The organism is Ruegeria sp. BE1 (assembly GCF_056538885.1).
Genome location: NZ_JBQFTY010000004.1, coordinates 178,434 through 204,717, shown reverse-complemented (window position 1 = coordinate 204,717; position 26,284 = coordinate 178,434). Strand labels below are relative to the sequence as shown.

The following is a 26,284-nucleotide window of genomic DNA, read 5'->3' as shown; positions in this document are numbered from 1 at the left end:
CGGTGCGTCTGTCAAACATCATTGGCCGGTTTGGCCTGTCTGCCCCTGCGCTTGCCTAAATCTTGGTCAAACCCCGTAGCGTGCCATGAACATATCAACGGCCTGCAACGCGATTTCGTCGATCTCGGACTGATCGAACTTGGATTGAATACCCAGCGCGGCCTTGGTCCAGATGCGCACCTTGCACAACTCCGAGAATTGTTCGGCCGCGATCTGGACGTCTTCGATCGCCAGCTCGCCCTTTTTGACGGCCTTTTCCAGATATTCGACCATGTGGCGCTGGCCGTTCTTCGGCCCGGCTTCGAAAAACACGCTGCCCAGCTCTGGAAAGCGGTCGCGTTCTGCGACGCAAATGCGAAAGACCTGTTGTGAAAAATCCGAAACCAGAAACGCCGCGAGATGTGTTGCAGTGATTGTCAAAACCTCGCGCGCGGGTTTGGAATCATCGATCATCGAGATGACGTTCTCAGCCATCCGTTTGCATTCGGTCTGGGCGACTTCCATGAACAAAAGCCGTTTGTCGGGGACATAGCTGTACAGTGTCGCCTTTGAGACGCCTGCCGCGCGGGCGATGTCATCAACGCTGGCGCCTTCGAACCCATCCGCCATGAACACCTCTCGGGCACCGCGCAAAACCTGATCGAATTTACGACCTGTGCGAAGGATGGCGGCTGTCTCGGTCATGGGTGTTCCTTAATGCGTTGATCCCCTGAAACTATAAACCGTTTAGTTCAGATACAACGATTCGCGTCGCGAACGTGACCTCAACACCATGAATTTTGTTCAATTTTGCGCAATCGACTTGTGACACGGTTCAGCCCTGGCAAGAGGCTTGCCGCGCTGTCAAACAATGCTAACACTCTGGTCATGGTCGATATCTTTCTACGCACGCTTCCGTTTTTTGCGATCATCGGCCTGGGCTATTGGGCCGGGCGCAGCCGGTTCTTTACCGAAGAGGCAACGGCCTACCTGACCAAATTCGTGTTTTTCTTTGCCCTGTCGGCCATGCTGTTCCGCTTTGCCGCCACCCTGCCCTTTGCCGAGATTTTCAACGGGCGGTTGGTGATCGGCTACCTGCTGGGAACGGCGACGGTTTATGCGCTGGCGACATTCGTGGCCTGGATGCGGGGTTTGGACATTCCCACCTCCGCGGTCGAAGCTCAATGCGCCGCCATCGGCAATGTGGGCTTTCTTGGGCTGCCGATGCTGGCCCTGCTGTTGTCCGAGGCCGCCATTGGGCCAGTGATGCTGGTTCTGACCGTCGATCTGGTGGTGTTTTCATCCCTTATCGTGATCCTGATCAATGGCGGGCGCGACGGGCGCTTGACCCCGGCCACCCTGCGGCTGATCGGATTGGGTTTGATCAAGAACCCGATGATCGTGTCAATCTCAGCCGGTATGCTGTGGTCTGCGTTTCAGGTGCCAGTGCCGGGTCCGCTGAACGATTTCCTGACCATTTTGGGCGGGGCCGCCACACCGGGTGCCCTGTTCGCCATAGGCGCTTCGCTGGCTTCGAAATCTGCCGAACGCATGGAGGTCGCCGCGTGGCTCAGCTTTTGCAAGCTGGTCATTCACCCGCTTTGCGTCGCGGTTGTCCTGATATGGGTGGTGCCTGTTGATGCCTTTGCCGCTACTGTCGCCATCGCCGCTGCCGCACTGCCCGTGGCCGGGAATGTCTATATGCTGGCGGCGCATTACGGCGTGGCCCCGCATCGGGCGTCGGCGGCCATCCTGCTGTCCACAGCCGCAAGCATCCTGACCGTGCCTATCGTGATTGCGTGGGTGGCGACGCTCTGATCTTCACCTTTTCGCAAAATACTCTTTTACCGAAGGCTGCCGCACTTTACGTGCGGCTTTGAGGGCGTTAGCCATGGCTCGAACTTAGTGTAAGGATTCAGCCAGATGGAAACCCTTTCGGAAAACGCCTGTTTCGGTGGTGTGCAGGGTGTGTACCGCCATGCTTCTTCAGCTTGCCAATGCGATATGACCTTTGGTCTGTTCCTACCTGCCGAGGCCAAGGATGGCCCGGTTCCGGTGCTGTGGTATCTGTCCGGCCTGACCTGCACCCATGAAAACGCCATGACCAAAGCCGGAGCCCAAGCGTGGGCAGCCGAGCAAGGCATCGCGGTTGTTTTTCCCGACACCTCGCCGCGCGGCGAAGGCGTGGCCGATCACGAAGACTACGATCTGGGCCAGGGTGCCGGGTTCTACGTGAACGCAACGCAGACACCCTGGGCCCCGCATTTCAACATGTGGGATTACGTGGCCGAGGAGCTGCCTGCCCTGCTGGCCGAGAAATTTGCCATCGACATGGACCGTCAGGCCATCACCGGCCATTCGATGGGCGGACATGGCGCGCTGACGCTGGCGATGAACCTGCCGGGCCGGTATCGCTCGGTCTCGGCCTTTGCGCCCATATCGAACCCGACCGGCGCGGATTGGGGCCGCAAACAACTCAGCGCTTATCTGGGCAATGATGAGGCCGCATGGGCCAAGCATGATGCCTCGGTCATGATGAAAGAGGTCGGTTTTGACGGCCCGATCCTGATCGACACCGGCGCAAGCGACCAGTTCATGGATCTGCTGCGCCCCGAAGCGCTGGCACAGGCCATTGCCGAACGTCGCCAGCAGGCCACCTATCGTCTGCAGCCCGGCTATGACCATTCGTATTTCTTTGTCTCGACCTTCATGGAAGACCACATCACCTTCCACGCCGAAGCACTATACGGAGACTGAGGCATGAGCGACTACGATTATGACCTGATCATCATCGGGTCCGGCCCATCAGGTCGGTCGGCAGCCATTCAGGCGGGCAAGCTGAAACGCCGGGTTCTGGTGATCGACCGCAAGGACCGGTTTGGCGGCGTATCCGTGCACACGGGCACCATCCCCTCCAAAACCCTGCGCGAAACCGTGCTGAACCTGTCGGGATGGCGCGAGCGGAGCTTTTACGGTCGATCCTACCGGGTGAAGGACCAAATCCGCGCCGAGGACCTCAAGGCGCGCCTGCACATGACGCTGGACCACGAAGTTGATGTGCTGGAGCATCAGTTCAACCGTAACCACGTGGACACGCTGAACGGGCTGGCCAGGTTTGTCGGCCCGCATGAGGTTGAGGTCGCCACCGACGCAGGCGACAAAACCCGTCTGACAGCGGCCAAGTTCCTGATCGCGACCGGGACAAAGACCTATCGCCCGGATTATGTGCCCTTTAACGGCAAAACCGTTGTGGATGGGGATGACTTCCTTGAGATGGCGGAAATTCCCCGCTCGCTGGTGGTGATTGGTGCCGGGGTGATCGGAGTAGAATACGCCACCATGTTCTCGGCGCTGGATGTGCGTGTGACACTGATTGAGCCCCGCGACACTTTCCTGGATTTCATCGACAGCCGCCTGATCCACGACTTTACCCATCAAATCCGCGAAAACGGCGTGGACCTGCGCTTGGGCTCTGCAGTGGAAAAGATCGAGGACGCGGGTTCGCATGTCGAGGTGACATTGGAAAACGGTCGCCATGTCCGGGCCGAGATGCTGCTGTTTGCAGCGGGTCGGATGGGCGCAACCTCGGCGCTGAACCTCAAGGCGGTGGGGGTGGAAACCGATCACCGCAACCGGATCAGCGTGGATCGGAAAACCTATCAGACCGCCGTGCCACATATTTACGCGACGGGCGACGTGATCGGGCACCCCTCGCTGGCCTCTACATCGTTGCAGCAGGGGCGCGTTGCGGCCTGCCATGCGCTGGACACCCCTACCCTGCCAGAAAGCCCCTGGTATCCCTATGGCATCTATTCAGTGCCCGAAATCTCAACCTGTGGTATGTCCGAGGAAGAGCTACAGGAACGAGGGATTCCCTATGAGGTCGGCGTCGCGCGGTTCCGCGAAACCTCGCGCGGACATATCATGGGGTTGGAACATGGCATGCTGAAGATGCTGTTTTCGCTGAAAACCCGCCGGGTTTTGGGCGTGCAGATCGTGGGCGAAGGCGCGACTGAGTTGATCCATATCGCGCAGGCGGTGTTGAACCTGAAAGGTACGGTGGATTACTTCGTTCAGAACACGTTCAATTACCCGACACTGGCCGAAGCCTACAAGATTGCCGGGCTGGACGCGTTCAACCGCATGCCGATCCCCGAAGAGTTCAAGGTGAAGAAAAAACCTGCCGAACCCGCCAAGAAAGAGGCTAAAAAAGCGTGACCACGCTCTATGTCGATGGCGATGCCTGCCCCGTCAAGGCCGAGGCCGAGCGGGTCGCCACACGGCACAAAGTGGCAATGGCGCTGGTTTCGAACGGGGGGCTGCGGCCATCGGCCAACCCTCTGGTGCAGGTGGTGATCGTGGCCGAGGGGGCTGATGAGGCTGACAAGTGGATCGCCGAACGCTGCGGTCCGGGGGATGTCGTGGTGACGTCTGACATTCCGCTGGCCGCCAAATGCGTTGAGGCTGGCGCGCGGGTGCTGCGCCCCAATGGTGAGGCGTTTACGCAGGCCAATATCGGTCAGCAACTGGCCATGCGTGATCTGATGGCTGACCTGCGCGCAGCAAACCCGTTGGGCGCGGGCGGCGGCGGTAAACCTTTTGGCAAGGCGGATCGGTCACGTTTTCTGGACGCGTTGGAGCGGGAATTGCGGGCCGCGCTACGCCGGTAACCCTCCCGCCGATAGTCAGCGCATCAAAGATGCGCGTCCTCTCGTTGGGCCGGGCAGCGCGTGCCGCGCTGCGGTTGCGCCTTGTCAATCCGGGTTGGGGTTGGTTCAGTCGGCGGCAATGAAAAAGTGATTCAACAGGGGCGTAACATGCCAATTGAAGCTGTGATTTTTGACATCGGGAACGTTCTGATCGAATGGCAACCGGAACGCTATTACGACAAGGTCATCGGCGAAGACCGCCGCCGGGCCATGTTCGATGAGGTGGACCTGCACGGGATGAACGATCTGGTCGATCAGGGGCATCATTTCACCGACACGATCTACAATTGGGCCGAGAAATACCCCGCGTGGCGCGATGAAATCCGTATGTGGCACGACAATTGGATTGAGCTGGCCGCCCCTGAGATTCCGCACTCGATCCGGTTGCAGCGGGCGCTGCGGGTCAAAGGTGTTCCCGTCTTTGCACTGACAAATTTCGGGGTGCAGAATTTCGACTATGCAACAACCGTTTACCCGTTTCTGAATGAGTTTGACCGGCATTATGTCTCGGGCCGGATGAAGGCGGTAAAACCGCATGTTCCGATCTATGAGATGGTTGAGGCAGATTGTGGCGTGCCCCCTCAGGCGTTGCTGTTTGCGGACGACCGGATCGAGAATATCGAAACCGCGCAGGCGCGTGGTTGGCAGACGCATCATTTCACAGGACCGCAGGGCTGGGCTGACCGTCTGGTGTCCGAGGGGTTGCTGACGAAGGAAGAGGCGCAATGAACGTCCTGCAAATCCCTTTTGCGCAAGGCGAAGCCAATCTGGACTGGGTCGAGCTGACCGAAGCCATTGCAGAGGGTCACCAACGGCCCAAAGCACAGATCGAAGACACGTTTCTGTACCGGGGTGAGGATACGCTGCTGTCCCGATCCGCATGGGTTGACGGGCTGGGGATAGCGGTGAAATCCGCCACGATTTTCCCGGGCAACGCTCAGGCCGGGCGGCCGCTGATTGATGGGTCGGTCTGTGTTTACGATGACGCGGATGGTCGGCTGGCAGCTTTGGTGGATTTTTTCCTAGTCACCAAGTGGAAGACAGCCGGGGATAGCCTGTTGGGCGCCCTGCGGCTGGCCAATCCCGACAGCCGCAATATCTTAGTTGTTGGCGCCGGACCGGTTGCGCAATCCCTATGCGAAGCGTTTTCCGCAGGGTTTCCTCAGGCCAAAATCCGTTTGTGGAACCGGACCAGCGCCAAGGCTGAGGCTCTGGCCGCGCGGCTTGGGAGTATTGACGTCGAATACGATCTGCCCGATGCGGTGGACCGCGCGGACATCATCGTGACGGCCACGATGAGCACTGAGCCCTTCATCAAAGGCGAATGGCTGCGCCCCGGTCAGCACCTGAACCTTGTCGGGGCCTATCGCCCGGACATGCGCGAGGCCGAAGACCTTGCACTGCAGCGGGCCCGCATCTTTATGGACAGCTTTGATTCAACCGTCGATCATATTGGTGAGATCAAGATACCGATCGCAGAGGGCGTCATTACCCGCGAAGACCTGATAGCTGACTATTATGATCTAGACCGCTTTGCACCCGATCCCAATGCGATCACCCTGTTCAAAAACGGCGGCGGCGCGCATCTGGATTTGATGACCAGCCGGTATATCATCAGCAAATACCGAGGCGACTAGGCCGCAGCCAGTGTTGGGCGGTTTTCACGTATCGGAAGGTGGACAATGGCGCTGAATGCGCCGATGGCGACGCCGATCCACCAGACCATCGTGTAATCTCCGTACTGGTCATACATGCGGCCCCCCAGCCAGACGCCCAGAAAGCTGCCGACCTGATGGCTGAAGAAGATGATGCCGTAAAGCGTGCCCATATAGCGCAAACCATAGAGATGCGCGACAAGACCGGAGGTCAGCGGTACGGTTGCCAGCCATAGCGATCCCATCACCAATGAGAAGGCAATGACCGAGATCGGCGTGATCGGGAAGACGATAAACACCGCCGCAGCCAATGTACGGGCGGTATAGACCGCCGCCAGCAGGTATTTCTTGGGAAAGTGATTGCCAGCCCAGCCAGCCAGCAGCGTACCACCGATATTTGCCAGTCCGATCAGCGATATAGACATGGCCCCCAGGGCAGACGTCGTGGTGATGCCCATCGAATGCAGTACCCCTCCGGGCTGGATGGGGCCACACATCTCGGTGACAAAGGCAGGGAAGTGCGCGGTGACGAAGCCCAGTTGATAACCGCAACTGAAAAAGCCCAAAAAGATCAAAGCATAAGACGGGTCGCGGAAAGCGCGGCCAACGATCTGGCCCATGCTCTCTTGCAATTCTACCTTTGAGGCGACCTGCGGTGCGCGCATAAACGGGAGCGTCAGGATCAGGGCCAAAATAACTATGGCAAACACGATGAATACCTGCTGCCATGGAAGGAAGCTCAGCATCCACTCGGCCGTCGGGGCACCCAGAACCTGACCAAAGCTGCCCGCTGCTGTCACGATGGCCAGTGACATCGATCGGTTTGCATCCGATGAGGCCCGACCCACAACAGCCAGAACGACGCCAAAGCCAGTCCCCGCGATACCGAAACCCACCAGCCACGCATACATCTGATGCTCGAACGGGGTGACGGACCAGGCCGACAGCACCATCCCGGCAGCATAGATCAGGGCGCCAAGGACAATCGCACGTCGATCCCCGATCTTTTCGGCCATCGCTCCAAAGATTGGCTGGCCAATTCCCCAGGCCAGATTCTGAATCGCAATCGCCATCGAAAAGTCGGTGCGCAGCCAGCCGAACTCTTCCGCGATTGGAATTTGAAACACGCCAAACGAGGCGCGCACGGCAAAGCTGACGGTGATGATGATACACCCGACGATCAGGATCGGGTTCAGAAGGCGAGCGGTTTGCGGCATGAGTGTCTCGGATACGGTGGTCTTGTGGACGTTAGGGGTTTTGGGCCGTGCGTCAAATCAGCAGATTTGCGGTCACGCGTAAGGAAATTTGATGCATCGGGAAAACTGCCCGCTTTTCAAGGGGCAGCGTGGGCGCTATGGCTCAGTCCCATGACGGATTTGATTTCGCTTTACGATGCCCGCATTGCCGACGGAACCCTGACGCGCGATGACGCGCAAGAGGCGGTGCTGCCGCATTTTGAGCGTATTCGCGAAGCGCTTGCTACTCCGGTCAAACGCGGATTGTTCCGCAAAGCGCCCCCGCCGCCCAAGGGGCTGTACCTGTGGGGCGGAGTCGGGCGTGGCAAGTCCATGTTGATGGATATGTTCGTGGATGCGCTGGAAGATATTCCCGCGCGGCGCGTGCATTTTCATGCCTTCATGCAGGAGATCCACGCAGGCATGCACAAGGCCCGTCAGGATGGGGTAGAGGATGCGCTGGCCCCGGTTGCGCAGGAGGTCGTGAAATCGGTCAAACTGCTGGCCTTTGACGAGATGCAGATCACCGATATCACCGATGCGATGATCGTGGGCCGATTGTTCGATCTGCTGTATGAAGGCGGGGTTGTGGTTGTTACGACCTCGAACCGGCATCCGGACGATCTTTATAAGGACGGGCTGAACCGGCAGCTGTTCCTGCCCTTTATCGCGCATATCAAGGACCAGCTTCAGGTGTGGGAACTGGTCTCACCCACCGACTACCGCCAAAACCGTCTGGAAGGTGCACCGGTCTATTTCACCCCGATTGGTCCCGAGGCGCGGCAGAGCGTGCGCAGCGTCTGGAACGACTTGTCAGGTGGCGCGGCTGAGCCGTTGATCCTGCAGGTCAAGGGCCGCTCGGTTGAACTACCTGCGTTCCGCAACGGGGTGGCGCGGGCGTCATTTTATGATCTGTGCGGACGGATGCTGGGGCCTGCGGATTATCTGGCGATTGCCGAGGAACTGAAGGTTTTGGTGTTGGAGGATATCCCCCGCCTGTCGCGCAACAATTTCAACGAGGCCAAGCGCTTTGTGACTTTGATCGATGCGCTTTATGAGGCGAAGGTCCGGCTGATCTGTTCCGCCGCAGCGGAGCCCGAGATGTTGTATGTTGAGGGCGAAGGGACGTTCGAGTTTGAGCGCACCGCCTCACGCCTGCGGGAAATGCAGGATCAGGATTGGGGGAAATAGGGGGCTCTGCCCCCGCCGCGCGTTGCGCGACTCCCCCGGGATATTTTTGGACAGATGAAGCTGCGCGGGATTTGTTCAGCCGTTTTCGCGCAGGATATGGCCAGCCAGATAGAGTGAACCGCAGATCAGCACGCGGGCCTGCGGGTCTTGGGTGGTGATGGCCTTAAGGGCCTCAGCAACGCTGTCTGCTGTGGTGGCGGGCAGGTTGACCTTGGTCGCGGCGGCGGCGGTGTCTTCGGCGCTGAGGGTTGCGGCCTCACCCGGGATGGACACGGCGGTCAGGCTTTGTGCCTGCCCAGCCAGCGGGGCCAGATAGCCGGTGACATCTTTGGTGTTGAGCATGCCGCAGATCATATGCGTCGGGCGGGCAGGCAGTTTGGCCAGAACGTCAGCGAGCGCAATCCCGGCAGCGGCGTTGTGCCCGCCATCGAGCCAAAGTTCGGCCTGTGGCGCGGAATCAACCAGCGGGCCGGTTTTCAGGCGCTGCATCCGCGCGGGCCATTCGGCGCGGGTCACGGCGGCCTCATAGGCGTCATCGCCAAGGTTCAGGTGGCGCAGAACAGCGAGCGCAGCGCCTGCGTTCTGAATCTGGTGTGCGCCCAGCAGGTTCGGCAGCGGCAAGTCGCGCAGACCGGTTTCGTCCTGATAGATCAGGCGTCCGTTTTCCTCATGCACGTGCCAGTGCTGGCCGTGGATCAGCAGCGGCGCGCCAAGGCGGGCGGCGGTGTATTCAATGACCTCAAGCGCCTCGTCCTGCTGCGGGCCGACGATGCAGGGCACGCCGGGTTTGATGATGCCTGCCTTTTCGGCGGCGATCTTGCCCAGCGTGTCGCCCAGGAACTGTTCGTGGTCGATTGAGACCGGCGTGATCACCGTCACGGCAGGTTCGTTGATCACATTGGTGGCGTCCAGACGGCCACCCAGCCCGACCTCAAGCAGCGTGTAGTCGGCCTGCGTGCGGGCAAAGGCCAGCAGGGCGGCGCAGGTGGTGATTTCGAAATAGGTGATGTTTTCGCCATTATTCGCGGCGTAGCATTCATCCAGCACCTCGGTCAGGGCGGGTTCCGAAATCAGTTCTCCGGCCAGACGGATACGTTCGTGGAACCGCGCCAGATGCGGCGAGGTATAGGCGTGGGCCGACAGCCCTGCCCCCTCAAGCCCGGCGCGGATCATCGCCTGGGTCGACCCTTTGCCATTGGTACCAGCGATGTGGATCACCGGCGGCAGTTTGGTTTGCGGATTGTCCAGTGCGGCCAGCAAACGCCAAACGCGATCCAAGGTCAGGTCGATGATCTTGGGGTGAAGCGCCATCATCCGGTCGAGGATGACGTCCGAGGTCTGGTTGGTCATTTCTCGGCCGCGTCCTCGGCGGGTGCATCGACAGGGGCGTCTTCGGGCTCGGGCGCAGGCAGGTCGCCTTTGACCGCCGGGGGCTGGTTCATCAGCATGCGAGTGATGGTGATCAGCTCTTCGCGCATCTCGGTGCGTTTGGTCACGCGGTCCAGCATGCCGTGGTCCAGCAGGTATTCGGCGCGCTGGAACCCTTCGGGCAGCTTTTCGCGGATGGTTTGCTCGATCACGCGGGGACCAGCGAAACAGATCAGCGCATTGGGTTCCGAAATATGCACGTCACCCAGCATTGCGTAAGACGCAGTCACGCCACCGGTGGTGGGGTGGGTCAGCACGACGATGTAGGGCAGGTTTGCCTCTTTCAGCATCTCAACCGCCACAGTAGTACGCGGCATCTGCATCAGGCTGAGGATACCTTCCTGCATCCGTGCGCCACCGGCAGCCGAAAACAGGATCAGCGGGCGCTTGAGCTTTACCGCCTCTTGCGCGGCAGCGATGATGGCATTGCCCACGTACATACCCATCGATCCGCCCATAAACGAGAAATCCTGCGCGGCGGCAATGATCGGCGTGCGACCGATTTCACCGGCGGCGACCAACATCGCCTCTTTTTCGCCGGTCTTTTTCTGGGCCGCTTTCATGCGGTCAGGGTATTTCTTTTGATCACGGAATTGCAGCGGGTCGTCTTTGGGTGCGGGCACCTCGACCTCGGTGAAAATACCGCCGTCAAACAGGTGCGTGAACCGGTCACGCGGTGTGATCGCCATGTGGTGATCGCACTGGGTGCATACATTCTGGTTCTCTGCCAACTCGCGGTGAAACAGCATCGTGCCGCATTCGTCGCACTTGTGCCAAAGGTTTTCGGGCACCTCGCGGCGCGAGAAGATCGAATTGATCCGGGGGCGGACGTAGTTTGTGATCCAGTTCATGTCGGAACCTTGTTATGCGGCGTTGACGTCAAATAAGACGCAACGGAAGTAAATGCAATCAACGCCTGAGTGCAAGACGCGCAGCAAGCCAGCAGACGATCATGACCGCAAAATCCACCATCAACCACTGGCGCAGTTGATCGGCCTCGGACATCTCATAGGGCACCAGATACAAGGCCAACCCACTGAGGGTTTCAGGTAACGAGATGAACAGTAAGGCCGACGCATTATTCATGAAATGCAATGCGATAGCAGGCCCCAGTGTGCCGGATCGGGCTGTCAGATCCGCGGCGATCACGCCAAAGACAAAGGCCCAGATCGTGATCAGAACCGCGTTGTCCCCGGACACGCCCGGCGCATAATGACCGGCGGCGAATAACACCGACGGCAGGCCCATCCACAGGATCGGAGACCGGAATCTCGCCGCCAAAGCCTGTTGAATATAGCCGCGAAACAGAATTTCTTCGGCGCTGGTCTGAATCAGGACTGCCGTTACTGAGAATGGCAGCAGCAACAGCCAGCTCGAAAACGTCAGATTCTGTGTCAACGGCTCGCCCATCCCGTAGGGCGGCAACAGCAGCATTGCGATGCCTACGGCCGCCAATGCCAGCAAAACCTGCCAGAACTGGAGGCGGCGCAGGGTACGCGGCCCCAAAATGTCGGAAAACGAACGGTGGTGCATTTTTTGCACGGCAACCGCAACACCGACAGTCAGAAACCCGAAACTGCCAAGCAGCACCAGTGTGGCCAGAGGCGTTGTGCCCCGCAGGAACCCCTGAGCCTGATCCGGCGACAGCATTCCACCGATAGCGGCAAACAGGACCGAGTTCAGCGCCATGTAAAGCGCAACGACTATGACCAGACCTGCAAGCAGACGCCAAAGCTCGGGCCGGGCCCGGGCGGTGGCCACCAGTTGCTCATGCGCGGAATAGGCGGCGGGCTCACGCATTCTGGTCGCTGCTTTCGCCCTGGATCGAGCGCGGCTCGTCCGCGAAGATATCCGACGGGGTTTGCGCGGTGTTGATCCGGTGGGACAAGGTGGTCAGGTACCCGGCCACCGTTTCCAGCAGCTGAACTGCGACCGAGGCGTCGCTTTCGACAACGGCGCGCAGCTCTTCCGCACCGATTCGGAGGAAGGTACACTCGGTTTCGGCAACCAGATCCAATTGGCGTACGTCGCCGGTAATGATCGACAGATCCCCAATCAGACGCCCGGGTTCGATGATTGAGATCGTCCGCGACCCGCCATCTTCTTCGGGCCACATCAGATTGGCCTGCCCTGCAATACACAAATAGGCAGCGTCGGGCACTTGCCCGCGGGAAAAGATCATTTGGCCGGGCGCAACATGAAACCATTGCGCCGAAAAGGCCAGCAGCCTTTGGTTACGTGCGTCAATGCCCGAGAACAGCTCGGTGGAGGCGATGATCTCAAGCTTTTTGCTCAGATCTGCCGAGGGGCTGTCTTCGTGGCGGGTTTGAGTCCGCGAGACACCGTCAATCCGCCCTTCTTTGATCTCGATAAACAGATCATAGGCTTCGGGATGGGCGAAATGGTCCTCCATGAAGATCATGATCGACTCTGGCAGCAACTCACGCAGCCGCAGACGGGTGCGCAGGCGGCTCTCGGAGTCGTGGCTGGCAAGCGCCTTGTCCAGAATCAAAATGTCCGGCCGCTTGATTCCCGCCCGCGAAAACGCCGCGCGTTCCTGAAACACGGTTGGCAGGTTGTTCCCACCCAGCCCCGTCGGCAGATCGAACATGGTCGAGGCCGCCCGCCGTCGTAGCCCGGCCTCGTTGATGGCCTGTGCGACCACATCCTCGATCTCTTCGGCGTAGGCCCCGGCCAACAGGGACACCCGCCCGTAAATCGCGTTCTCCATCACCGTCAGCCGCGGCAGATAAGCGTCCGGCGACAGCGGCACGAACATGTCACCCAAAGCGTCCCGCAGCCGTTCCGAATGGTCGCGGCGGATGGACAGGATGCGGTCTTTGTATTCCTCGGGGAAATCAGGGCCGATCTGTTCCGCCGTCAACAGAAACGGCAGTGTCAGCAATAACGAGCGTTCAAACTCAGTGATTGCCTGGTCGCCTTTTGATTTGCGGCGGTCTTTGATGTCCAGCAGGCGGTGGTACATGTCCTTGGACATGCCAAGACGCAGAAACAGCGGGTGATCCGCACCATCGCGACCAAAAGCCTGATCCAGCGTTTCAAGCACCGAGCTGGTCATGGTCATTGCATCATCGGCAAGGTCGTGCATGCCGAACAGGTTGCGGAACCGATGGTCACCGGCCAGAAAATCGGGGGTGATGTCCCGCGAAGGTGTGGCAAACAGAAGGTTCCCGCCCAGTGGAACCGCCGGGTTAAAGCGGTCCGGATCAAAGCGATAGACATACCCGTCCAGCCCCTTTTCCTTAAGCCGCTCGGCCACCGTGTCGCGGAGTTTCACGACCTCTTCCGCCAAAACCGGATGCACCCGTGGGTCGAACCGTGTCCGCAGCGTCCGGCGCAGCATGAATTCGTCGATACCCATCGCCTCGACCAGTTTGAACCACCAGTCGCGGATGTCCTCGATATCGTCCAGCTCAGCCAGACCCGGATCAATCCATTCGTCGCTGAGCGAATCCGTCGGGTTCCCGGCCCGCGCCGCTTCGATCTGCCAGCGGCTCGGCGTCTCGGTCGCTTCGGCCTCGTGCTGGGGATGCGGGCGCAGCGGCATCAACAGGTTGTCGCCCAAAGTGCCGTCAAACAGGTAGGGGCGCGAATAGGCGTATCCGATCCGCGCCGCGATCACCGATTGATGCAGGTCTTTGAGGTTATGACCCGCCATTATGACCTCACCCTGTACCGGCAGGACCTCGCGGGTCAGAACCTGAGCCAGCGCGTTGCGTTCCGAGGCGTGATCCGACTGAATCGCCACGCGCGCGCCTTTCGGGATCGTCAGATCGATGTCTTCCAGAATGGTCTTGCCGTCATTGTCGCGCACCGTCACATTGTGCAGCTCAATCTCACCGCGCAGGCGTGGGATCACCTCGGGTTTGCCCGTAAACAGCTCTTCGGGGATCATGTTCGAGGGCGCGAAACGTTCGGTCACAACCTCCCACCGCAGCGACATATCCTGCACCTGGTTGTAGTAGGTCAGCAAATCCTTCCACGGGCCGCTCAGGTCCTTATAGGCCCCAAGCGCGGCCACCAGCGCGCCGACGGTCACCTCACCCTTGATCGCCAGATAGCCGCCTACTGAATAGAACAGGAACGGCGTCATCTGCGTGATGAGGTTGTTGAGAAACTTCATGAAGAACTTTTTGTTGTAGATCTTAAAGCGGATCTCGAACAAACGGCCCAGACGGTGGCTGAACTGCGCCAGCCGATAGCGCCAGCCGCCATTGGTGCGCAGATCACTGATGCCCGCCGCACTTTCCCCGATTTCAGAGCTGAGGCTGCGCACTTCCTGGATGCGTTCCTTGTTCAACAGGTTGATTTGGCGCTGAAGCTTCGGGATCAGCCAGGCCTGCAGCGGGATCAGCGCAACACTGGCCAGACCGAACCAGACGCTCTGCATGAACAGAAAGGTCACGATGGTCATCATCTGACCGAACTGGAACACCGGTTGTGCGATGGCATCGCCCATAAGCCCGCCCATCGGCTCGGCCTCGGAGGTGATCATGGACACCAGCTCACCCTGGCTGGTGGTTGCAAAATACGATTTGGGGAATCGCATGGTGCGGTGAATCAGGGTAAATCGCAGGCGGCGCAGCATGCGTTCGGCCAGGATGCCCTTCATCGTGTTGATGCGCATTTTCATCAACCCGCTGACGATCACGGTTGCCAGAAAGGCAAAACACAGGACCATCAGATACTGCACCTGCGTGACCGAGATCCCAAGGACCGTCACCGTATCACTGGGGGCACCGATCGCCCCGTTGATGATCTGCTTGGGCAATTCCAGCGAGGCGTAGAGAAACGGAAAGGACAGAACAGTCAGAAACAGCAACACAAGCTGTTGTTTCTTTGAGTGTTTCCAAATGAATGCGAACAGAGTGGGTTCCATGCCCCGGTCCAACCTCAAATCTAGTGGATGCGTTATTCTGGGTGACCCAAAGCAATCAGGTGTCAGACGGTACGCATTGGATCAGGGGAATGCAAGATTTCGATGCGCGCGCAAAGAACTGTCAGAGGCTTTGACCCTTTTTCCGGTTCACGAATTTGCGAGAATTCGATCTTAATCTGTTTTATTCACCTTTCACCCCTGCACTGTCTTTGACTAAACAGGGGCAACTTCTGAACGATGGGGCCATGGGCAGACTTCTGGATCGCTATATTCACCGCCGAATTGTCGCCCGCTGGCGCAAAGCCCTGACCGATGTCGGGGCACAGACCGAGCCTGGGTTGCGCCTGCAGCGGGATGAAGCGCGCAGATTGCGTTTTGTTCTGGATCGGGTCGTGCACGAGGCGGATGGTCGGTTGGCCCGCCCACGCATAGGATCGGATCAGTTCCCCAAACCATTGGGAACGGACTGGTGCTGGCGACCCGACCTGTGGCGCGGACCTCTGGCGCGATCGGGTGTGGCCTCGGCCGCGCGCAAGACGAGGATGGACCCGCAAACGACCCTGTTTCACGATTGCCCATTGGCCGAAATTGCCCTGCGGCAGGCCCGGAACCGGCACGAAAAGGACCTGGCACCCTTTCGGCTGATGATCGAGGTGTTCGGATTCGAAGGCTCGTTTCTGTCCCTGTCGGTCGAACTGCCGCCCGAGGCCGCGCAGGGGCTGACCAAACAGCACCTGATGCGGATGGATGCTGTGATCGAGTCGGAACACACGTTAGAGGCATTCGCGCGCCTGAACATCCAACATGGGCCAAACACCGAACAGGTTCTGCGCAAGCTGGATCTGTCTCAGCACTCTAATTCGATCGATTTCGATCTTGCGCATTTACCGCTGAACGAGGCGCGTGTCGAAAAGATCTGGTTGGATCTGATTTTCGAAAACCCCGGCATGAATCGCGTTTCATTGCGCGATCTGACTCTGTGCCGCCACCACCGCGCCGATTTATAAGAGCTGTGACCATGATGCATTCTGATCTGACACCCGTTCGGTTCAAAGATGGCCTTTGGCAAGGGCACTTGCGCAGGGCGAGCGAACCCAAACTGGCCGTACTGTATCAGGGTGAGCCTTTAGACGACGTCCGCGTTACCAAAGCACAGGACGGCTGGGATATCCAGTTTACCGTTCCTCAGTCCGCGCTGTCCGACGGAGTACATTGCTGTGTCATCACCGATGCGGACAGTGCTGAAAAGCTGGGTGATGTGACGATCATTTCCGGGTCACCGGCAGCAGATGACCTCCGGGCCGAGGTTGAATTGCTGCGGGCCGAGTTGGACATGTTGAAACGCGCCTTTCGGCGGGTACAAAACAGCAGCGCGTCTGGCTAGAGCGCTTTGGGTTTTACCTGAAACACTCTGTGACACGAATGTCCCGAGAACGCCGCAGGCGTGGCAGGGTATTCGTGTCTCAAGTTAAACCCGAAACGCTTTAGGGGGTAAGTCCCTATCTTTTCAACGGATTCCCGTGCATCCTTGCCTCAGCCGCAACAAACTGGGCAAGCTCATGGATCGCAGCAGCATCGTCAAGGTCATCGCGCTTATGGTGACAGGGTTTGGGATCGGCATCGATTTTACCGGCGCGCTGATCCTGGTTCCAGCGATTGAGAACAGTTTTGACGCCGATATCACAAGCACGCAGTGGGTTCTGAACATCTACGCGCTGTTCTTTGCCATGACCATGGTCGCCGGGGGGCGCATGGGCGATATGTATGGTCATCGCAAGATGATGCTGATCGGGCTGGCGATCTTTCTGTTCTCATCTGTGATGTGCTTTTTCTCGCCCAGCCTGGATTTCCTGATCATCGCCCGCGCGTTACAGGGTATCGGGGCAGGATGCGTCTGGCCCTGCACTCTGGCTTTTGGGGCCACCAAAGTCTCAGCGCCCGAGCATCGCGCAATGGTTATGGGGCTGATCCTGTCTGGCGTCACCTGCGGCAATGTCTTTGGCCCCTTGATCAGCGGTACGGTGGTTACGCTTGGGGATTGGCGGCTGTTCTTCCTGGCCAATGTAGTGTTTTCGGCCATTTCTATGGTGACGGCCCTGTTGCTGATGCAGCGTGAAACCCAACACAAACAAGGAGAGCATATCGATATTGCCGGAATGGTTGTCTTGTCCTTCGCCGTTTTGCTGCTGCTCTACGGTCTGGATGTAGGCGCGGATTGGGGCTGGACCTCGGCCCCGTTGCTGATGCTGTTTGTCGTCAGCGCCGCCTTGTTTGCCTTTTTCCCGCAGGTGGAAAAACGGGTGAAAGAGCCACTGCTGATGCCGCAGATGATGCAGAACCGGGAATTCCTTATCACGCTGGGGCTGAACATGTTCAACGTCTCGGCCGCTTTTGTCGGGTTGATGTATTTCCCGCAATACATGCAAAAGGTTCTGGGCTGGTCCAGCCTTGAATCGGCCATCGGACTGGCCCCTTTGACGGTCTTGCTGGCGGTGGGGTCGATCTTGTCCGGCAGGCTGTACAATGACTTCGGGCCAAAGCGGCTTTTGTTCTGGGGCTATACCTGCGCCACGGTCGGGGCAGCCAGTGTGGTTCTGATGCCGTCGGGTCTTGGGTATTTCCAGATATTGCCCGGTATGGCCATGATCGGGCTTGGGGCAACGCTGACGGTCGGGCCTTCGGGCACGGCAGCCGTTTGCGCCGTGAAACCGGAACGCGCCGGGCTGGTGGGTGGGCTCAGCTTTATGACCCATCTTGTATACGGGGCGATCTCGGTCGCCTGCGCCACGGCGATCATGTATCTGGTCGGCCTGCGCAGTCTTGCCGAAAACCTGACCGCCGCGGGCATTGAGATGTCTGCCGCCGATCAGCGCGCAATCAATGGCAGCACGCTGTCCACGTCCTCGTCCAAGGCTGTGATGGACAAGCTGAGCGCCGCTGACATCGAAAAAGTCCAGAGCGCCATCTCAGCCGGGTTTGAAAGCGGCATGAACATGGCTTTCCTTTTTGCCACACTATCAGTTTCGGTGGGCATTCTTCTGTCGCTGCTGCTGGACGAAGAAAAGCTGCACAAGGTGGAAAGCTGACCACTGAAAAAAGGCCGCCCAAGGGGCGGCCCGATTGGTTTACTGGGACGGCCCGTTCGGATTGAAGGCAGACAATCCTTTGAGAATATCGATGGCATAGGCCAATTGATAATCCTCTTCGCGCAGTTCGGCAGTTGCCTCGGCCCGCTCACGGTCTTCTTCGATCTGGCGGATTTCATCTTCGCTGAGGCTGTCATTGTTAAGACTGCCGCGCAGATCGGCCTCGGAACGCGCGGGACGGTCATTGTCTTCTTCCTCGGCCTCAGGCACAGGGCGCGGTTGTTCGACGATGATGTCCGGGCTGACGCCAAGCGCCTGGATCGAGCGGCCCGACGGCGTGTAATACCGCGATGTGGTCAGGCGCATCGCGCCATCCCCGCGCAGCGGCATCACTGTCTGGACCGAGCCTTTGCCAAAGCTCTTGGTGCCGACCACAATGGCGCGGCGGTGATCCTGCAGCGCACCGGCCACAATTTCCGACGCCGAGGCCGATCCACCATTGATCAGCACAACGATCGGTTTGCCTTCGGCCAGATCACCAATAGTGGCGTTGAAACGCTCGCCCTCCCCCGGATCACGACCTCGGGTCGAGACGATCTCACCTTCGTTGAGGAACGCATCCGAGACCTTGATCGCCTGGGTCAGCAGGCCGCCGGGGTTGTTGCGCAGGTCCAGAACAAAGCCATTGACCTTGTCGATGCCGCCAGCCTCTTCGATCTGCTCTTTCAACCCTTCCTGCAGGTTGGGAAAGGTCTGGTCGTTAAAGGTGGTCACCCGCAGGACAACACTGGTGCCTTCGGTGCGCGCACGCACGGCAGTCAACTTGATCGTGTCGCGGATAATGGTGACATCGAACGGCTCCTGCTCGCCCTCGCGCACAACGGTGATCACAATCTCGGACCCGACAGGGCCGCGCATTAGATCGACCGCCTTGTCCAGCGTCAGGCCCAGAATGCTTTCGCCATCGACATGGGTGATGAAATCCCCCGCTTCGATCCCGGCCGCATCCGCCGGGGTGTCATCGATGGGCGAGACGACTTTGACGAAACCGTCTTCCTGAGTGACCTCGATCCCCAGTCCACCAAACTCACCCCGTGTCTGGACGCGCATTTGTTCGGCATCGTCAGGGGACAGATAGCTGGAATGCGGATCAAGCGAGGTGAGCATGCCGTCAATCGCGGCTTCGATCAGTTCCTCGGGCTCGACCTCTTCGACATATTGCGCGCGGATGCGCTCAAAAATATCGCCGAACAGATCAAGCTGTTCATAGACGCCGGCGTTGTTCTCGGCCTCTTGCGCCAGCAGCGGGCCGGCGATCTGAGTGGTCGCGATCACGCCTGCTATGGTTCCGGCCAGACCGGCCATCACAAATTTCTTCATACTCGTTTATCCATCCTTGCTGGTCCGAAACCACGACTCCGGGTCCACGGGGGTGTTATCTTGTCTTACCTCTATATAGAGCGTTTCTGACCGGTCAGTTCCAGTGCCATCACCTCTTGTTGACAAAATTGCGCCGATTTCCGGCGTTTCGCCCGGCATCAGCCCGACCGGAGTGCCCTCGGGGATCACTTGCCCGGTGTCGCCGTAAACCTCTTGCAGGCCGGAAAACACGAATAAAAGTCCGGGCTGCGGCTCAAGTATCACCAGATTTCCCAAATCCAGCAGAGGACCGCGATAGCGGATCGTGGCGGCGGTGGGCGATGTAACAATTGCCCGCGGGCGGGTGGCCAGTACAACACCGGGGCGGTTCACGCCCGCGGCATCCGTCTGCCCGGCGCGGTGCAGAACCACACCCTGTGCGGGCAAGGCGATCTGCCCCTTCAGATCGGAGATATCAGCGTTGGTTTCCGCAATCTCGCCTTCGGAAATTTCCGAGAGGCCGCTGGCGAACCCTTCCAGAGTTTCCGTGGACGAAATCAGGATGGCCGTGCGCACCGGGTCTTCGACAAAGCGTTTCGGCAGGTCGGTGCGGTCCGCAATGGCCGTGCTAAGCTGCGTGCGTGCCGTCTGAACGCCTGTCAGCCCCTCGGTCAGTGTCTCAGAGGCGCTCTGCTGCAGTTGGCGCAGGGTCCGGACCTCGTGCAAATCATGGGCCAACGCCTGCGCGCGGGCGTTCAGACCTGGCGTGACCTCGGACAACATCATGCCCGCCCGCGCTGATCCCAGCGGCCCCGAGGGGTGCAACATCAGAACAGGCGGAGCCGTTGTCTCAATCGTTTGCAAGACGCCCAGCAATTGCGCGATTTCTTTTTCGCGCACGCGTAGTTCTGCGGTCAACTGTGCCTCTCGCGTGGCGGCACGGCGCAAACCCTCGCGCATCGCGGACAGGCCCGCCTCATAGGCTTGGATGGTATCGGTCAGCGCGCGGACCCTGTCGCGGGCGCGCTCGGCCTCGGTCAGCGCGACAGACGCCTCTTCCAGCATCTGCGCCGCGTCCAACGCTGCTGTCGACGGGTCGGTCTGGGCCTGTGCCTGCGCGCCAACAAAAGACGCCAGAACCAGTGCACACAGCCTCATGACAGCAGGCTCTGCCCGGTCATCTCGGCCGGTTGTTCCAGACCCATCAATTGCAACAGGGTGGGCGCCAGATCGGACAGGCGCCCGTCGCGCAGGTTCGCACCCTTTGGCCCACCGACCAAGGCCACGGGCACCGGGTTCAACGTATGCGCCGTGTGCGGCCCGCCGGTTTCAGGATCGACCATCACCTCGCAATTGCCGTGATCGGCAGTGACGATCATCGCGCCCCCAGCCTTTTCCAATGCTGCAACCACCTGCGCCAGCCCCTGATCCACGGCCTCACACGCCTTGATCGCGGCTTGCAGATCACCCGTATGGCCGACCATATCCGGGTTGGCATAGTTGGTGACGATCAGGTCATACCCAGCCTCAATCGCCTCAACAAATTTGGCTGTCACCTGGGCCGAGGACATCTCGGGCTGCAAATCATAAGTCGCCACTTTGGGCGATTTGGGCATAAAGCGATCCTCGCCGTCCTCGGGCGTTTCCTTACCGCCATTGAGGAAGAAGGTCACATGCGGATATTTCTCGGTCTCAGCCAGACGGAACTGCCGCAGGCCCTTTTTGGCGACCCATTCACCCAGCGTGTTCACGATGTCCCGTTTGGGGAATACGGTAGTCATATAGGCGTTGTGGCCGCCGGAATATTCCACCATGCCCAGCAGCGCCGACAGGTTCGGGCGCGGACCGGTGTCGAAATCGGCAAAACCCGATTCGGCAATCGCGCGCAGGATTTCACGGGCACGGTCCGCACGGAAATTCAGGCAGAAGACCCCATCGCCATCTTTCACGCCATCGAAGCCTTCCAGAACGGTAGGCACGATGAATTCGTCCGTTTCCGACTGATTGTAGGCGGCATCAACCGCGCTATGGGCCGAAGCCGCCGCCCTGCCTTGCCCTTTGATCATCGCGCCGTAGGCCTCGCTGACGCGTTCCCAGCGATTGTCGCGGTCCATCGCGAAATAGCGCCCGCTGACCGTCACGACACGCGCGCCTTCGGGCAGACGCTCTTCAAGCTCGGCAATGTAGGTGAGCGCGGATTTCGGCGCGACGTCGCGCCCATCCGTTACGGCGTGCAGCGCAACGGGCACGCCTGCATCGGTAATTGCCTTGGCTGCGGCAACGATATGGTTCAGATGCCCGTGGACCCCACCATCCGACACCAGCCCCATAAGGTGCGCAGTGCCACCGGTGGCTTTGACCTTAGCAATGAAATCCTGCAGCGCATCGTTGTCGAAGAACGAGCCATCCTCGATGGCCAGATCAATTTGTCCCAGATCCATGGCAACAACGCGGCCCGCGCCGATATTGGTGTGACCGACCTCGGAATTGCCCATCTGGCCACTTGGCAGCCCAACCTCGGGACCATGCGTGATTAGAGTCGCGTGCGGCCCCTTGGCCATGATCGCGTCGAATGTCGGTGTGTTCGCCAGATAGGGCGCGTTGGCCTTTGTGTCTTGCGACAGCCCCCAACCATCGAGAATACACAGGACAACGGGTTTGGGGGCGGTCATTTCGGCTCTCCGGGTTTCTGCTCTGCCTTGTCTTGTATCGCCTGACCACCGGCGGGTGAACCGCCTTTTGCCGCCAGCTGCACAGAATTAATGGCGCGGCTTGTCTTTGCCTGTTAACGCGCCAAATGGGCGGGCTTTGCGGCCCCGGTACTTTACCGTCAGATCCAGAGGGATGTCGTTTTCGTCGTATATCCCCAGCACAACGCCCGTGCCCCGGCTTTTGGTGCGCATGTCGATCAGTTGTTGCGCGGACCGGGTGGTGCGCTGCGATGGGCGGCGGGCCCAGGTGAATAGATGATCGTACATCTGGGCGATGACATCGCCATGATCGGGGCTGTCGCCCAGATCGACCAGCTCATCCGGGTCATTTTCCAGATCAAACAGCAGAGGCCGATGATCACCTTCGCAATGGATCAGCTTCCATTTCCTGTTGGCCACCATAAACATCACCGCATCCCGCACCGACGCGTTCAGAATGTCGGCAATGGGTGAGGCCGAGTAGTCATATTCGCAAATCACCACGTCGCGGGGTGTTTCAGCCCGCTGTCCGTGCAGGATGGGCAGCAGTGAATGCCCCTCAAGAATGTGCGGCGCGGCCTGACCACCAGCAACCTCGACAAAGGTCGGGGCAAGGTCGATGGATTCCACCAGCGCGTCGCTGACCGTGCCACGTGTCGCGTCGGCCTCGGGGGACGGGTCATAGATGATCAGCGGCATTTTGGTCGAGGCGTCGTGGAAGAACGTCTTCTCTCCCATCCAGTGGTCGCCCAGAAAGTCGCCGTGGTCCGAAGTCAGCACGATCATCGTGTCCTCCATCCGGCCGGTTTGGTCCATCCAATCGAACAGACGCCCCATCTGGTCATCTGCCTGCTTGATCAGCCCCATATAGGCCGGGATCACCGCATCGCGCACGTCTTTGCGCGAAAACGTCTGGCCGATCAAAGTATCCATGAAGGCCCGAAGCACCGGATGGGCATTTTCGCGTTCCGCCTCGGACCGCACCACCGGCAGCACATGCTCGGGCCCGTACATTGAGGCATAGGGCTCCGGCACGATATAGGGCCAATGCGGCTTGATAAAACTCAGGTGGCAGCACCACGGACCATCGTGGGTTTCCATGAACTCAATGCCGCGTCCGGTCAGATAAGGCGTTTCACTGTCCTCTTCGGCAATATTGGCCGCCTCGGACGCGTTTTTCAGGAACCAGCCTGACAGCACGTTGCCATCCGCATCCAGACCGGAATTGGCAAAGTCATGCCACGGATTATCGCTGTCGTACCCTTTTTCATTGAGGTATTTGTTGTATTCCTTCGCCCCATCCGGGTCGTAAAACCCATCCGGGCCCTCGGGGCGCATGCCGTCGTCACGCTCGAACACATCAAATCCGCATTCGGCGACACGGGCACCGATCAGGCTGTCAGGTTCCAGCCCAAGCCGCGCCATGCCTTCGGCATCCGCGCGCATATGGGTTTTGCCGACCAGCCAGCAATCCATCCCTGCCCTGCGCAGATGGTCGCCCATGGTGATTTCGCCCACCTTCAGCGGGATGCCGTTCCACGACGCCCCGTGCGAATGCACGTACCGGCCCGTATAAGTGGACATGCGCGAGCTGCCGCAGATGGGGGACTGAATATAGGCGCGATCGAACCGCACACCCCGCGCGGCCAAACGGTCAATATTTGGGGTATGCAAATGCGGATGGCCGTAACAGCTCAGGTAATCCCAGCGCAGCTGGTCGAACATGATGAACAGAATGTTTTTGGCTTTGGCCAAGGCAGCGCCCCCCTTTTAGTCAGGGGGCAAGCTAACCAATTCTCGGTCTGCGGCGAAGCGTAAACTACGCCTGCGCTTCACGCTCCATCTGCTCTAGCATTTTCTCGGCGCGTTTGCATTGAAGCTGATCGCGAAGAGGCGAGTCTGGATCTACATCCTTCTGGCAGACAACACACTTGTCTGCGCCCGAAATCGCATTCAGGCCGCCACAGCTGCCCTTGATGGTCTTACCCATCAGCATCACACCCAACGACATCCCCACCATCACGAGGGCAAGCAGAATGAAAGCCAGAATAAAGGTGCTCATTTTGGGTCCTACCGGTCAGTTGGTGCCAAGCGCGTCTTTGAACGCAGTGCTGTGTACCGTGATATAGGCATCTTCGCCACCTGTCACATCCCGCGAGATGAAATACACGGCAAGTTTATGCTTTTCGGCCAGTTCCAGGCCCTTTTCCTGACCCAATGCCAGCATCGCCGTGGCCCAGGCATCGGCCATCATGGCGTTTTCGGCCAGAACCGTGACCGAGGTGGTCCTGTGCGTGATCGGGCGGCCTGTTGTCGGGTCGATGATATGCGAATAGCGCACGCCGTCCTGCTCAAAGAAATTCTTGTAGTCACCCGAACTGGCCATCCCCAGATCACCGACCGAGACGATCAGCTGAGGGGTTTGCGCGCCGGTCTGCGGCTTTTCGATACCGATCCGCCAGGCTTCGCCCTTGTCGTTTTCACCCTTGGTGACCAGATCGCCGCCGATCTCGACCAGATAATCCTCAATCCCGGCGTCGCGCAGGGTCTTGGCCACCGCGTCAATGCCATAGCCCTTGGCAATCGCGGAGAGGTTGATCCCGACCGCAGGGTCGGATTTCACCAGCGTTCCCGCGTCAGTGTCCAGCGACAACAGGCGCGATTGGCCCACACCGCTGAGCGCTGCGGCGATCTCGGCGTCCGAGGGCACCGGGTCTTCCGGTGTGCGCGGCCCAAAGCCCCACAGTTCGATCAGAGGGCCAAGTGTGACGTCAAACGCCCCGTCGGTTTTGGCGTGCACGTCATTTGCGGCCGCCAGGACCAGTGCAAACTCATCCGACACCGCAACAGCATCGGTGCTGGTTGACGCGGAAAATACCGAAACCTCGGAATTGGGATCCCAGTTCGACATCTTGGCGTTCACGTCCGCCAGCGTTTCCTGAACCGCAGTCGCAAGGGCGTTTTCGTCCAGATCCTCACCAATCGCTGTGATGTTGAACGTTGTACCCATGGTTTCGCCCGACAGGCGCACCACTTCGGGCTCGCTGTCAAACAGGCAGCCGGACAAAAATGTAAGGACGGCCAGCACAGGCACAAGACGCATCTGAGGTCTCCTGAATACAAGTGCCCGGCATATGCCAGCCACCTTTGTCAGAGTCAAACCAGCCCTACAATTTCAGCGGCAAAAAGCCCAGGACCAGCAGACCAACCCCCGCAGGCACCCCAAACAGCCAGGCGCGTTTTTTCCAACCCGGAGGCTGTCGTTTCCAGGCCATGCGGAAATTATGGCCGCAGACCACCACCACAAAGAAAATCAACACGGCTACAGGCGGGGTAAGATACAGATCGCTCAAAGGCTTACGTGTCCTTTTTTGGCCAGGGTTTCTGCCGATCAGCAAAAATGCACCCTATACAGGTCGTTTAGCTGCGCTAAGGTGAAAGGGAAAGACTTTGCAAGAACCATAAGGAGATTGCCCATGGCCCCAACCTCTTACCAGTCCCCATCGCGTGGCGACAAGGCTGACAAGTCCACATATAGCCAATCGACAGAGTCAAACCTGTCGACGTCGCAAACCACCGTGGCCAAGCTGCTTGAAGGTAAAGGGGATGCGGTATTCTCGGTCCGGCCCGCCGACACGATCCATTCGGTGGTCAATACGTTGCGGGACAAGCGGATCGGTGCCGTCCTTGTGACGGATCAGAACGGGGCGTTGCAGGGTATTTTGTCCGAACGCGACATTGTGCGGCGGATGGCTGATACGCCGGGTCAGACCCTGCCGCAATCCGTCGAGGATCTGATGACGCAGGACGTTAAGACCTGCACGCCGGATGACCGGCTGAACGATGTTCTGAAAACCATGACCGAAGGCCGTTTCCGCCACATGCCTGTCTTGCGCGACGGCAACCTGTGCGGGGTCATCACCATCGGAGACGTGGTGCATTTCCGCCTGAAAGAGCTGGAATATGAGGCACTTCGGATGAAGCAGATGATCGTCGGCTAACCTGCCGCGCTGATATTTCCCTTGACCTCGGCACGGCAACAGTATCCCTGA

Annotated in this window: 24 protein-coding genes; 11 read left to right on the top strand and 13 right to left on the bottom strand. The window is 59.3% G+C overall.

Annotated elements, in window-relative coordinates; genetic code table 11:
- Positions 1–66: 66 nt before the first annotated feature.
- Positions 67–684, bottom strand: a complete 618-nt coding sequence (locus ACR0J5_RS13820) for a TetR/AcrR family transcriptional regulator (RefSeq protein WP_480654260.1) — start codon at positions 682–684, stop codon at positions 67–69.
- 183 nt (positions 685–867) lie between these two features.
- Between ACR0J5_RS13820 and ACR0J5_RS13815 the strand changes: the two genes are divergently transcribed.
- The 6 genes from ACR0J5_RS13815 (at position 868) to ACR0J5_RS13790 (ending at position 6,325) form a co-directional block, all read left to right on the top strand.
- Positions 868–1,797, top strand: a complete 930-nt coding sequence (locus ACR0J5_RS13815; protein WP_480654258.1) for an AEC family transporter — start codon at positions 868–870, stop codon at positions 1,795–1,797.
- 105 nt (positions 1,798–1,902) lie between these two features.
- Positions 1,903–2,736 carry an S-formylglutathione hydrolase gene (fghA, locus tag ACR0J5_RS13810; RefSeq protein WP_480654256.1) on the top strand — a complete coding sequence of 278 codons (834 nt, stop codon included), beginning with the start codon at positions 1,903–1,905 and terminating at the stop codon, positions 2,734–2,736.
- A 3-nt stretch (positions 2,737–2,739) separates the two neighbouring features.
- Positions 2,740–4,197 carry a Si-specific NAD(P)(+) transhydrogenase gene (gene sthA, locus ACR0J5_RS13805; protein WP_480654254.1) on the top strand — a complete coding sequence of 486 codons (1,458 nt, stop codon included), beginning with the start codon at positions 2,740–2,742 and terminating at the stop codon, positions 4,195–4,197.
- Positions 4,194–4,649: a YaiI/YqxD family protein gene (locus ACR0J5_RS13800; protein ID WP_480654252.1), complete on the top strand. Its 456-nt coding sequence runs from the start codon at positions 4,194–4,196 to the stop codon at positions 4,647–4,649. Before sthA ends, ACR0J5_RS13800 begins: the two co-directional genes overlap by 4 nt.
- 147 nt (positions 4,650–4,796) lie before the next feature.
- Positions 4,797–5,417 carry an HAD family hydrolase gene (locus ACR0J5_RS13795; RefSeq protein ID WP_480654250.1) on the top strand — a complete coding sequence of 207 codons (621 nt, stop codon included), beginning with the start codon at positions 4,797–4,799 and terminating at the stop codon, positions 5,415–5,417.
- A complete protein-coding gene (locus ACR0J5_RS13790; RefSeq protein ID WP_480654248.1) occupies positions 5,414–6,325 on the top strand; it encodes an ornithine cyclodeaminase family protein in 912 nt (303 codons plus the stop codon). Before ACR0J5_RS13795 ends, ACR0J5_RS13790 begins: the two co-directional genes overlap by 4 nt.
- On the opposite strand, the gene ACR0J5_RS13785 is transcribed toward ACR0J5_RS13790, so the two are convergent.
- On the bottom strand, positions 6,322–7,560 hold the full coding sequence (locus ACR0J5_RS13785; protein WP_480654246.1) for an MFS transporter: 1,239 nt from the start codon (positions 7,558–7,560) through the stop codon (positions 6,322–6,324). The two genes, ACR0J5_RS13790 and ACR0J5_RS13785, sit on opposite strands and share 4 nt — an antisense overlap.
- A 150-nt stretch (positions 7,561–7,710) precedes the next feature.
- Between ACR0J5_RS13785 and zapE the strand changes: the two genes are divergently transcribed.
- Positions 7,711–8,769, top strand: a complete 1,059-nt coding sequence (zapE, locus tag ACR0J5_RS13780) for a cell division protein ZapE (RefSeq protein WP_480654245.1) — start codon at positions 7,711–7,713, stop codon at positions 8,767–8,769.
- A 75-nt stretch (positions 8,770–8,844) separates the two neighbouring features.
- Here zapE and ACR0J5_RS13775 read toward each other — a convergent pair whose 3' ends face one another.
- From ACR0J5_RS13775 to ACR0J5_RS13760, 4 genes are read right to left on the bottom strand one after another with little or no spacing between them, the layout of a single operon-like run.
- A complete protein-coding gene (locus tag ACR0J5_RS13775) occupies positions 8,845–10,119 on the bottom strand; it encodes a bifunctional folylpolyglutamate synthase/dihydrofolate synthase (RefSeq protein ID WP_480654243.1) in 1,275 nt (424 codons plus the stop codon).
- A complete protein-coding gene (accD, locus tag ACR0J5_RS13770; protein WP_480654241.1) occupies positions 10,116–11,048 on the bottom strand; it encodes an acetyl-CoA carboxylase, carboxyltransferase subunit beta in 933 nt (310 codons plus the stop codon). The genes ACR0J5_RS13775 and accD overlap by 4 nt, the downstream gene beginning before the upstream one ends.
- Positions 11,049–11,106: 58 nt before the next feature.
- Positions 11,107–11,997 (bottom strand): CPBP family intramembrane glutamic endopeptidase, encoded by an 891-nt coding sequence (locus ACR0J5_RS13765; protein ID WP_480654240.1) that lies wholly within the window; start codon positions 11,995–11,997, stop codon positions 11,107–11,109.
- Positions 11,990–15,097 (bottom strand): ABC transporter transmembrane domain-containing protein, encoded by a 3,108-nt coding sequence (locus ACR0J5_RS13760; protein WP_480654238.1) that lies wholly within the window; start codon positions 15,095–15,097, stop codon positions 11,990–11,992. Before ACR0J5_RS13760 ends, ACR0J5_RS13765 begins: the two co-directional genes overlap by 8 nt.
- A 245-nt stretch (positions 15,098–15,342) precedes the next feature.
- On the opposite strand from ACR0J5_RS13760, the gene ACR0J5_RS13755 reads away from it, so the two are divergent.
- The 3 genes from ACR0J5_RS13755 to ACR0J5_RS13745 all read left to right on the top strand — a co-directional run bounded on the left by ACR0J5_RS13755 (position 15,343) and on the right by ACR0J5_RS13745 (position 18,183).
- Positions 15,343–16,104: a DUF6478 family protein gene (locus tag ACR0J5_RS13755; protein WP_480654237.1), complete on the top strand. Its 762-nt coding sequence runs from the start codon at positions 15,343–15,345 to the stop codon at positions 16,102–16,104.
- A gap of 11 nt (positions 16,105–16,115) precedes the next feature.
- Positions 16,116–16,481 carry a hypothetical protein gene (locus ACR0J5_RS13750; protein WP_480654235.1) on the top strand — a complete coding sequence of 122 codons (366 nt, stop codon included), beginning with the start codon at positions 16,116–16,118 and terminating at the stop codon, positions 16,479–16,481.
- A 175-nt stretch (positions 16,482–16,656) separates the two neighbouring features.
- The gene (locus tag ACR0J5_RS13745; protein ID WP_480654234.1) at positions 16,657–18,183 is read left to right on the top strand and encodes an MFS transporter; all 1,527 of its coding nucleotides are present in this window, start codon (positions 16,657–16,659) and stop codon (positions 18,181–18,183) included.
- A 39-nt stretch (positions 18,184–18,222) separates the two neighbouring features.
- Here ACR0J5_RS13745 and ACR0J5_RS13740 read toward each other — a convergent pair whose 3' ends face one another.
- The 7 genes from ACR0J5_RS13740 to ACR0J5_RS13710 form a co-directional block, all read right to left on the bottom strand.
- Positions 18,223–19,563 (bottom strand): S41 family peptidase, encoded by a 1,341-nt coding sequence (locus tag ACR0J5_RS13740; protein WP_480654233.1) that lies wholly within the window; start codon positions 19,561–19,563, stop codon positions 18,223–18,225.
- Positions 19,564–19,569: 6 nt separating this feature from the next.
- Positions 19,570–20,700: a murein hydrolase activator EnvC family protein gene (locus ACR0J5_RS13735; RefSeq protein WP_480654232.1), complete on the bottom strand. Its 1,131-nt coding sequence runs from the start codon at positions 20,698–20,700 to the stop codon at positions 19,570–19,572.
- Positions 20,697–22,214: a 2,3-bisphosphoglycerate-independent phosphoglycerate mutase gene (gene gpmI / locus ACR0J5_RS13730; protein WP_480654231.1), complete on the bottom strand. Its 1,518-nt coding sequence runs from the start codon at positions 22,212–22,214 to the stop codon at positions 20,697–20,699. Before gpmI ends, ACR0J5_RS13735 begins: the two co-directional genes overlap by 4 nt.
- A gap of 87 nt (positions 22,215–22,301) precedes the next feature.
- Positions 22,302–23,987, bottom strand: a complete 1,686-nt coding sequence (locus tag ACR0J5_RS13725; RefSeq protein WP_480654229.1) for a sulfatase-like hydrolase/transferase — start codon at positions 23,985–23,987, stop codon at positions 22,302–22,304.
- A gap of 64 nt (positions 23,988–24,051) precedes the next feature.
- Positions 24,052–24,294, bottom strand: a complete 243-nt coding sequence (nqrM, locus tag ACR0J5_RS13720; RefSeq protein ID WP_480654228.1) for a (Na+)-NQR maturation NqrM — start codon at positions 24,292–24,294, stop codon at positions 24,052–24,054.
- A gap of 15 nt (positions 24,295–24,309) precedes the next feature.
- A complete protein-coding gene (locus tag ACR0J5_RS13715; protein ID WP_480654226.1) occupies positions 24,310–25,335 on the bottom strand; it encodes an FAD:protein FMN transferase in 1,026 nt (341 codons plus the stop codon).
- 64 nt (positions 25,336–25,399) lie between these two features.
- Positions 25,400–25,585, bottom strand: coding sequence for a hypothetical protein (locus tag ACR0J5_RS13710; RefSeq protein ID WP_480654224.1), 186 nt, complete (start codon positions 25,583–25,585; stop codon positions 25,400–25,402).
- Positions 25,586–25,708: 123 nt separating this feature from the next.
- On the opposite strand from ACR0J5_RS13710, the gene ACR0J5_RS13705 reads away from it, so the two are divergent.
- On the top strand, positions 25,709–26,233 hold the full coding sequence (locus ACR0J5_RS13705; RefSeq protein WP_480654222.1) for a CBS domain-containing protein: 525 nt from the start codon (positions 25,709–25,711) through the stop codon (positions 26,231–26,233).
- Positions 26,234–26,284 lie beyond the last annotated feature (51 nt).

Excerpts from the sequence above, each read along its gene's own strand:
- ACR0J5_RS13820 (WP_480654260.1), bottom strand. The coding sequence starts at position 684 with ATGACCGAGACAGCCGCCATCCTTCGCACAGGTCGTAAATTCGATCAG.
- ACR0J5_RS13755 (WP_480654237.1), top strand. The coding sequence starts at position 15,343 with ATGGGCAGACTTCTGGATCGCTATATTCACCGCCGAATTGTCGCCCGC.
- ACR0J5_RS13775 (WP_480654243.1), bottom strand. The coding sequence starts at position 10,119 with ATGACCAACCAGACCTCGGACGTCATCCTCGACCGGATGATGGCGCTT.
- gpmI (WP_480654231.1), bottom strand. The coding sequence starts at position 22,214 with ATGACCGCCCCCAAACCCGTTGTCCTGTGTATTCTCGATGGTTGGGGG.
- accD (WP_480654241.1), bottom strand. The coding sequence starts at position 11,048 with ATGAACTGGATCACAAACTACGTCCGCCCCCGGATCAATTCGATCTTC.
- ACR0J5_RS13790 (WP_480654248.1), top strand. The coding sequence starts at position 5,414 with ATGAACGTCCTGCAAATCCCTTTTGCGCAAGGCGAAGCCAATCTGGAC.
- ACR0J5_RS13815 (WP_480654258.1), top strand. The coding sequence starts at position 868 with ATGGTCGATATCTTTCTACGCACGCTTCCGTTTTTTGCGATCATCGGC.
- fghA (WP_480654256.1), top strand. The coding sequence starts at position 1,903 with ATGGAAACCCTTTCGGAAAACGCCTGTTTCGGTGGTGTGCAGGGTGTG.
- nqrM (WP_480654228.1), bottom strand. The coding sequence starts at position 24,294 with ATGAGCACCTTTATTCTGGCTTTCATTCTGCTTGCCCTCGTGATGGTG.
- sthA (WP_480654254.1), top strand. The coding sequence starts at position 2,740 with ATGAGCGACTACGATTATGACCTGATCATCATCGGGTCCGGCCCATCA.
- ACR0J5_RS13705 (WP_480654222.1), top strand. The coding sequence starts at position 25,709 with ATGGCCCCAACCTCTTACCAGTCCCCATCGCGTGGCGACAAGGCTGAC.
- ACR0J5_RS13740 (WP_480654233.1), bottom strand. The coding sequence starts at position 19,563 with ATGAAGAAATTTGTGATGGCCGGTCTGGCCGGAACCATAGCAGGCGTG.
- ACR0J5_RS13765 (WP_480654240.1), bottom strand. The coding sequence starts at position 11,997 with ATGCGTGAGCCCGCCGCCTATTCCGCGCATGAGCAACTGGTGGCCACC.
- ACR0J5_RS13750 (WP_480654235.1), top strand. The coding sequence starts at position 16,116 with ATGATGCATTCTGATCTGACACCCGTTCGGTTCAAAGATGGCCTTTGG.
- zapE (WP_480654245.1), top strand. The coding sequence starts at position 7,711 with ATGACGGATTTGATTTCGCTTTACGATGCCCGCATTGCCGACGGAACC.
- ACR0J5_RS13795 (WP_480654250.1), top strand. The coding sequence starts at position 4,797 with ATGCCAATTGAAGCTGTGATTTTTGACATCGGGAACGTTCTGATCGAA.
- ACR0J5_RS13745 (WP_480654234.1), top strand. The coding sequence starts at position 16,657 with ATGGATCGCAGCAGCATCGTCAAGGTCATCGCGCTTATGGTGACAGGG.
- ACR0J5_RS13760 (WP_480654238.1), bottom strand. The coding sequence starts at position 15,097 with ATGGAACCCACTCTGTTCGCATTCATTTGGAAACACTCAAAGAAACAA.
- ACR0J5_RS13735 (WP_480654232.1), bottom strand. The coding sequence starts at position 20,700 with ATGAGGCTGTGTGCACTGGTTCTGGCGTCTTTTGTTGGCGCGCAGGCA.
- ACR0J5_RS13715 (WP_480654226.1), bottom strand. The coding sequence starts at position 25,335 with ATGCGTCTTGTGCCTGTGCTGGCCGTCCTTACATTTTTGTCCGGCTGC.
- ACR0J5_RS13785 (WP_480654246.1), bottom strand. The coding sequence starts at position 7,560 with ATGCCGCAAACCGCTCGCCTTCTGAACCCGATCCTGATCGTCGGGTGT.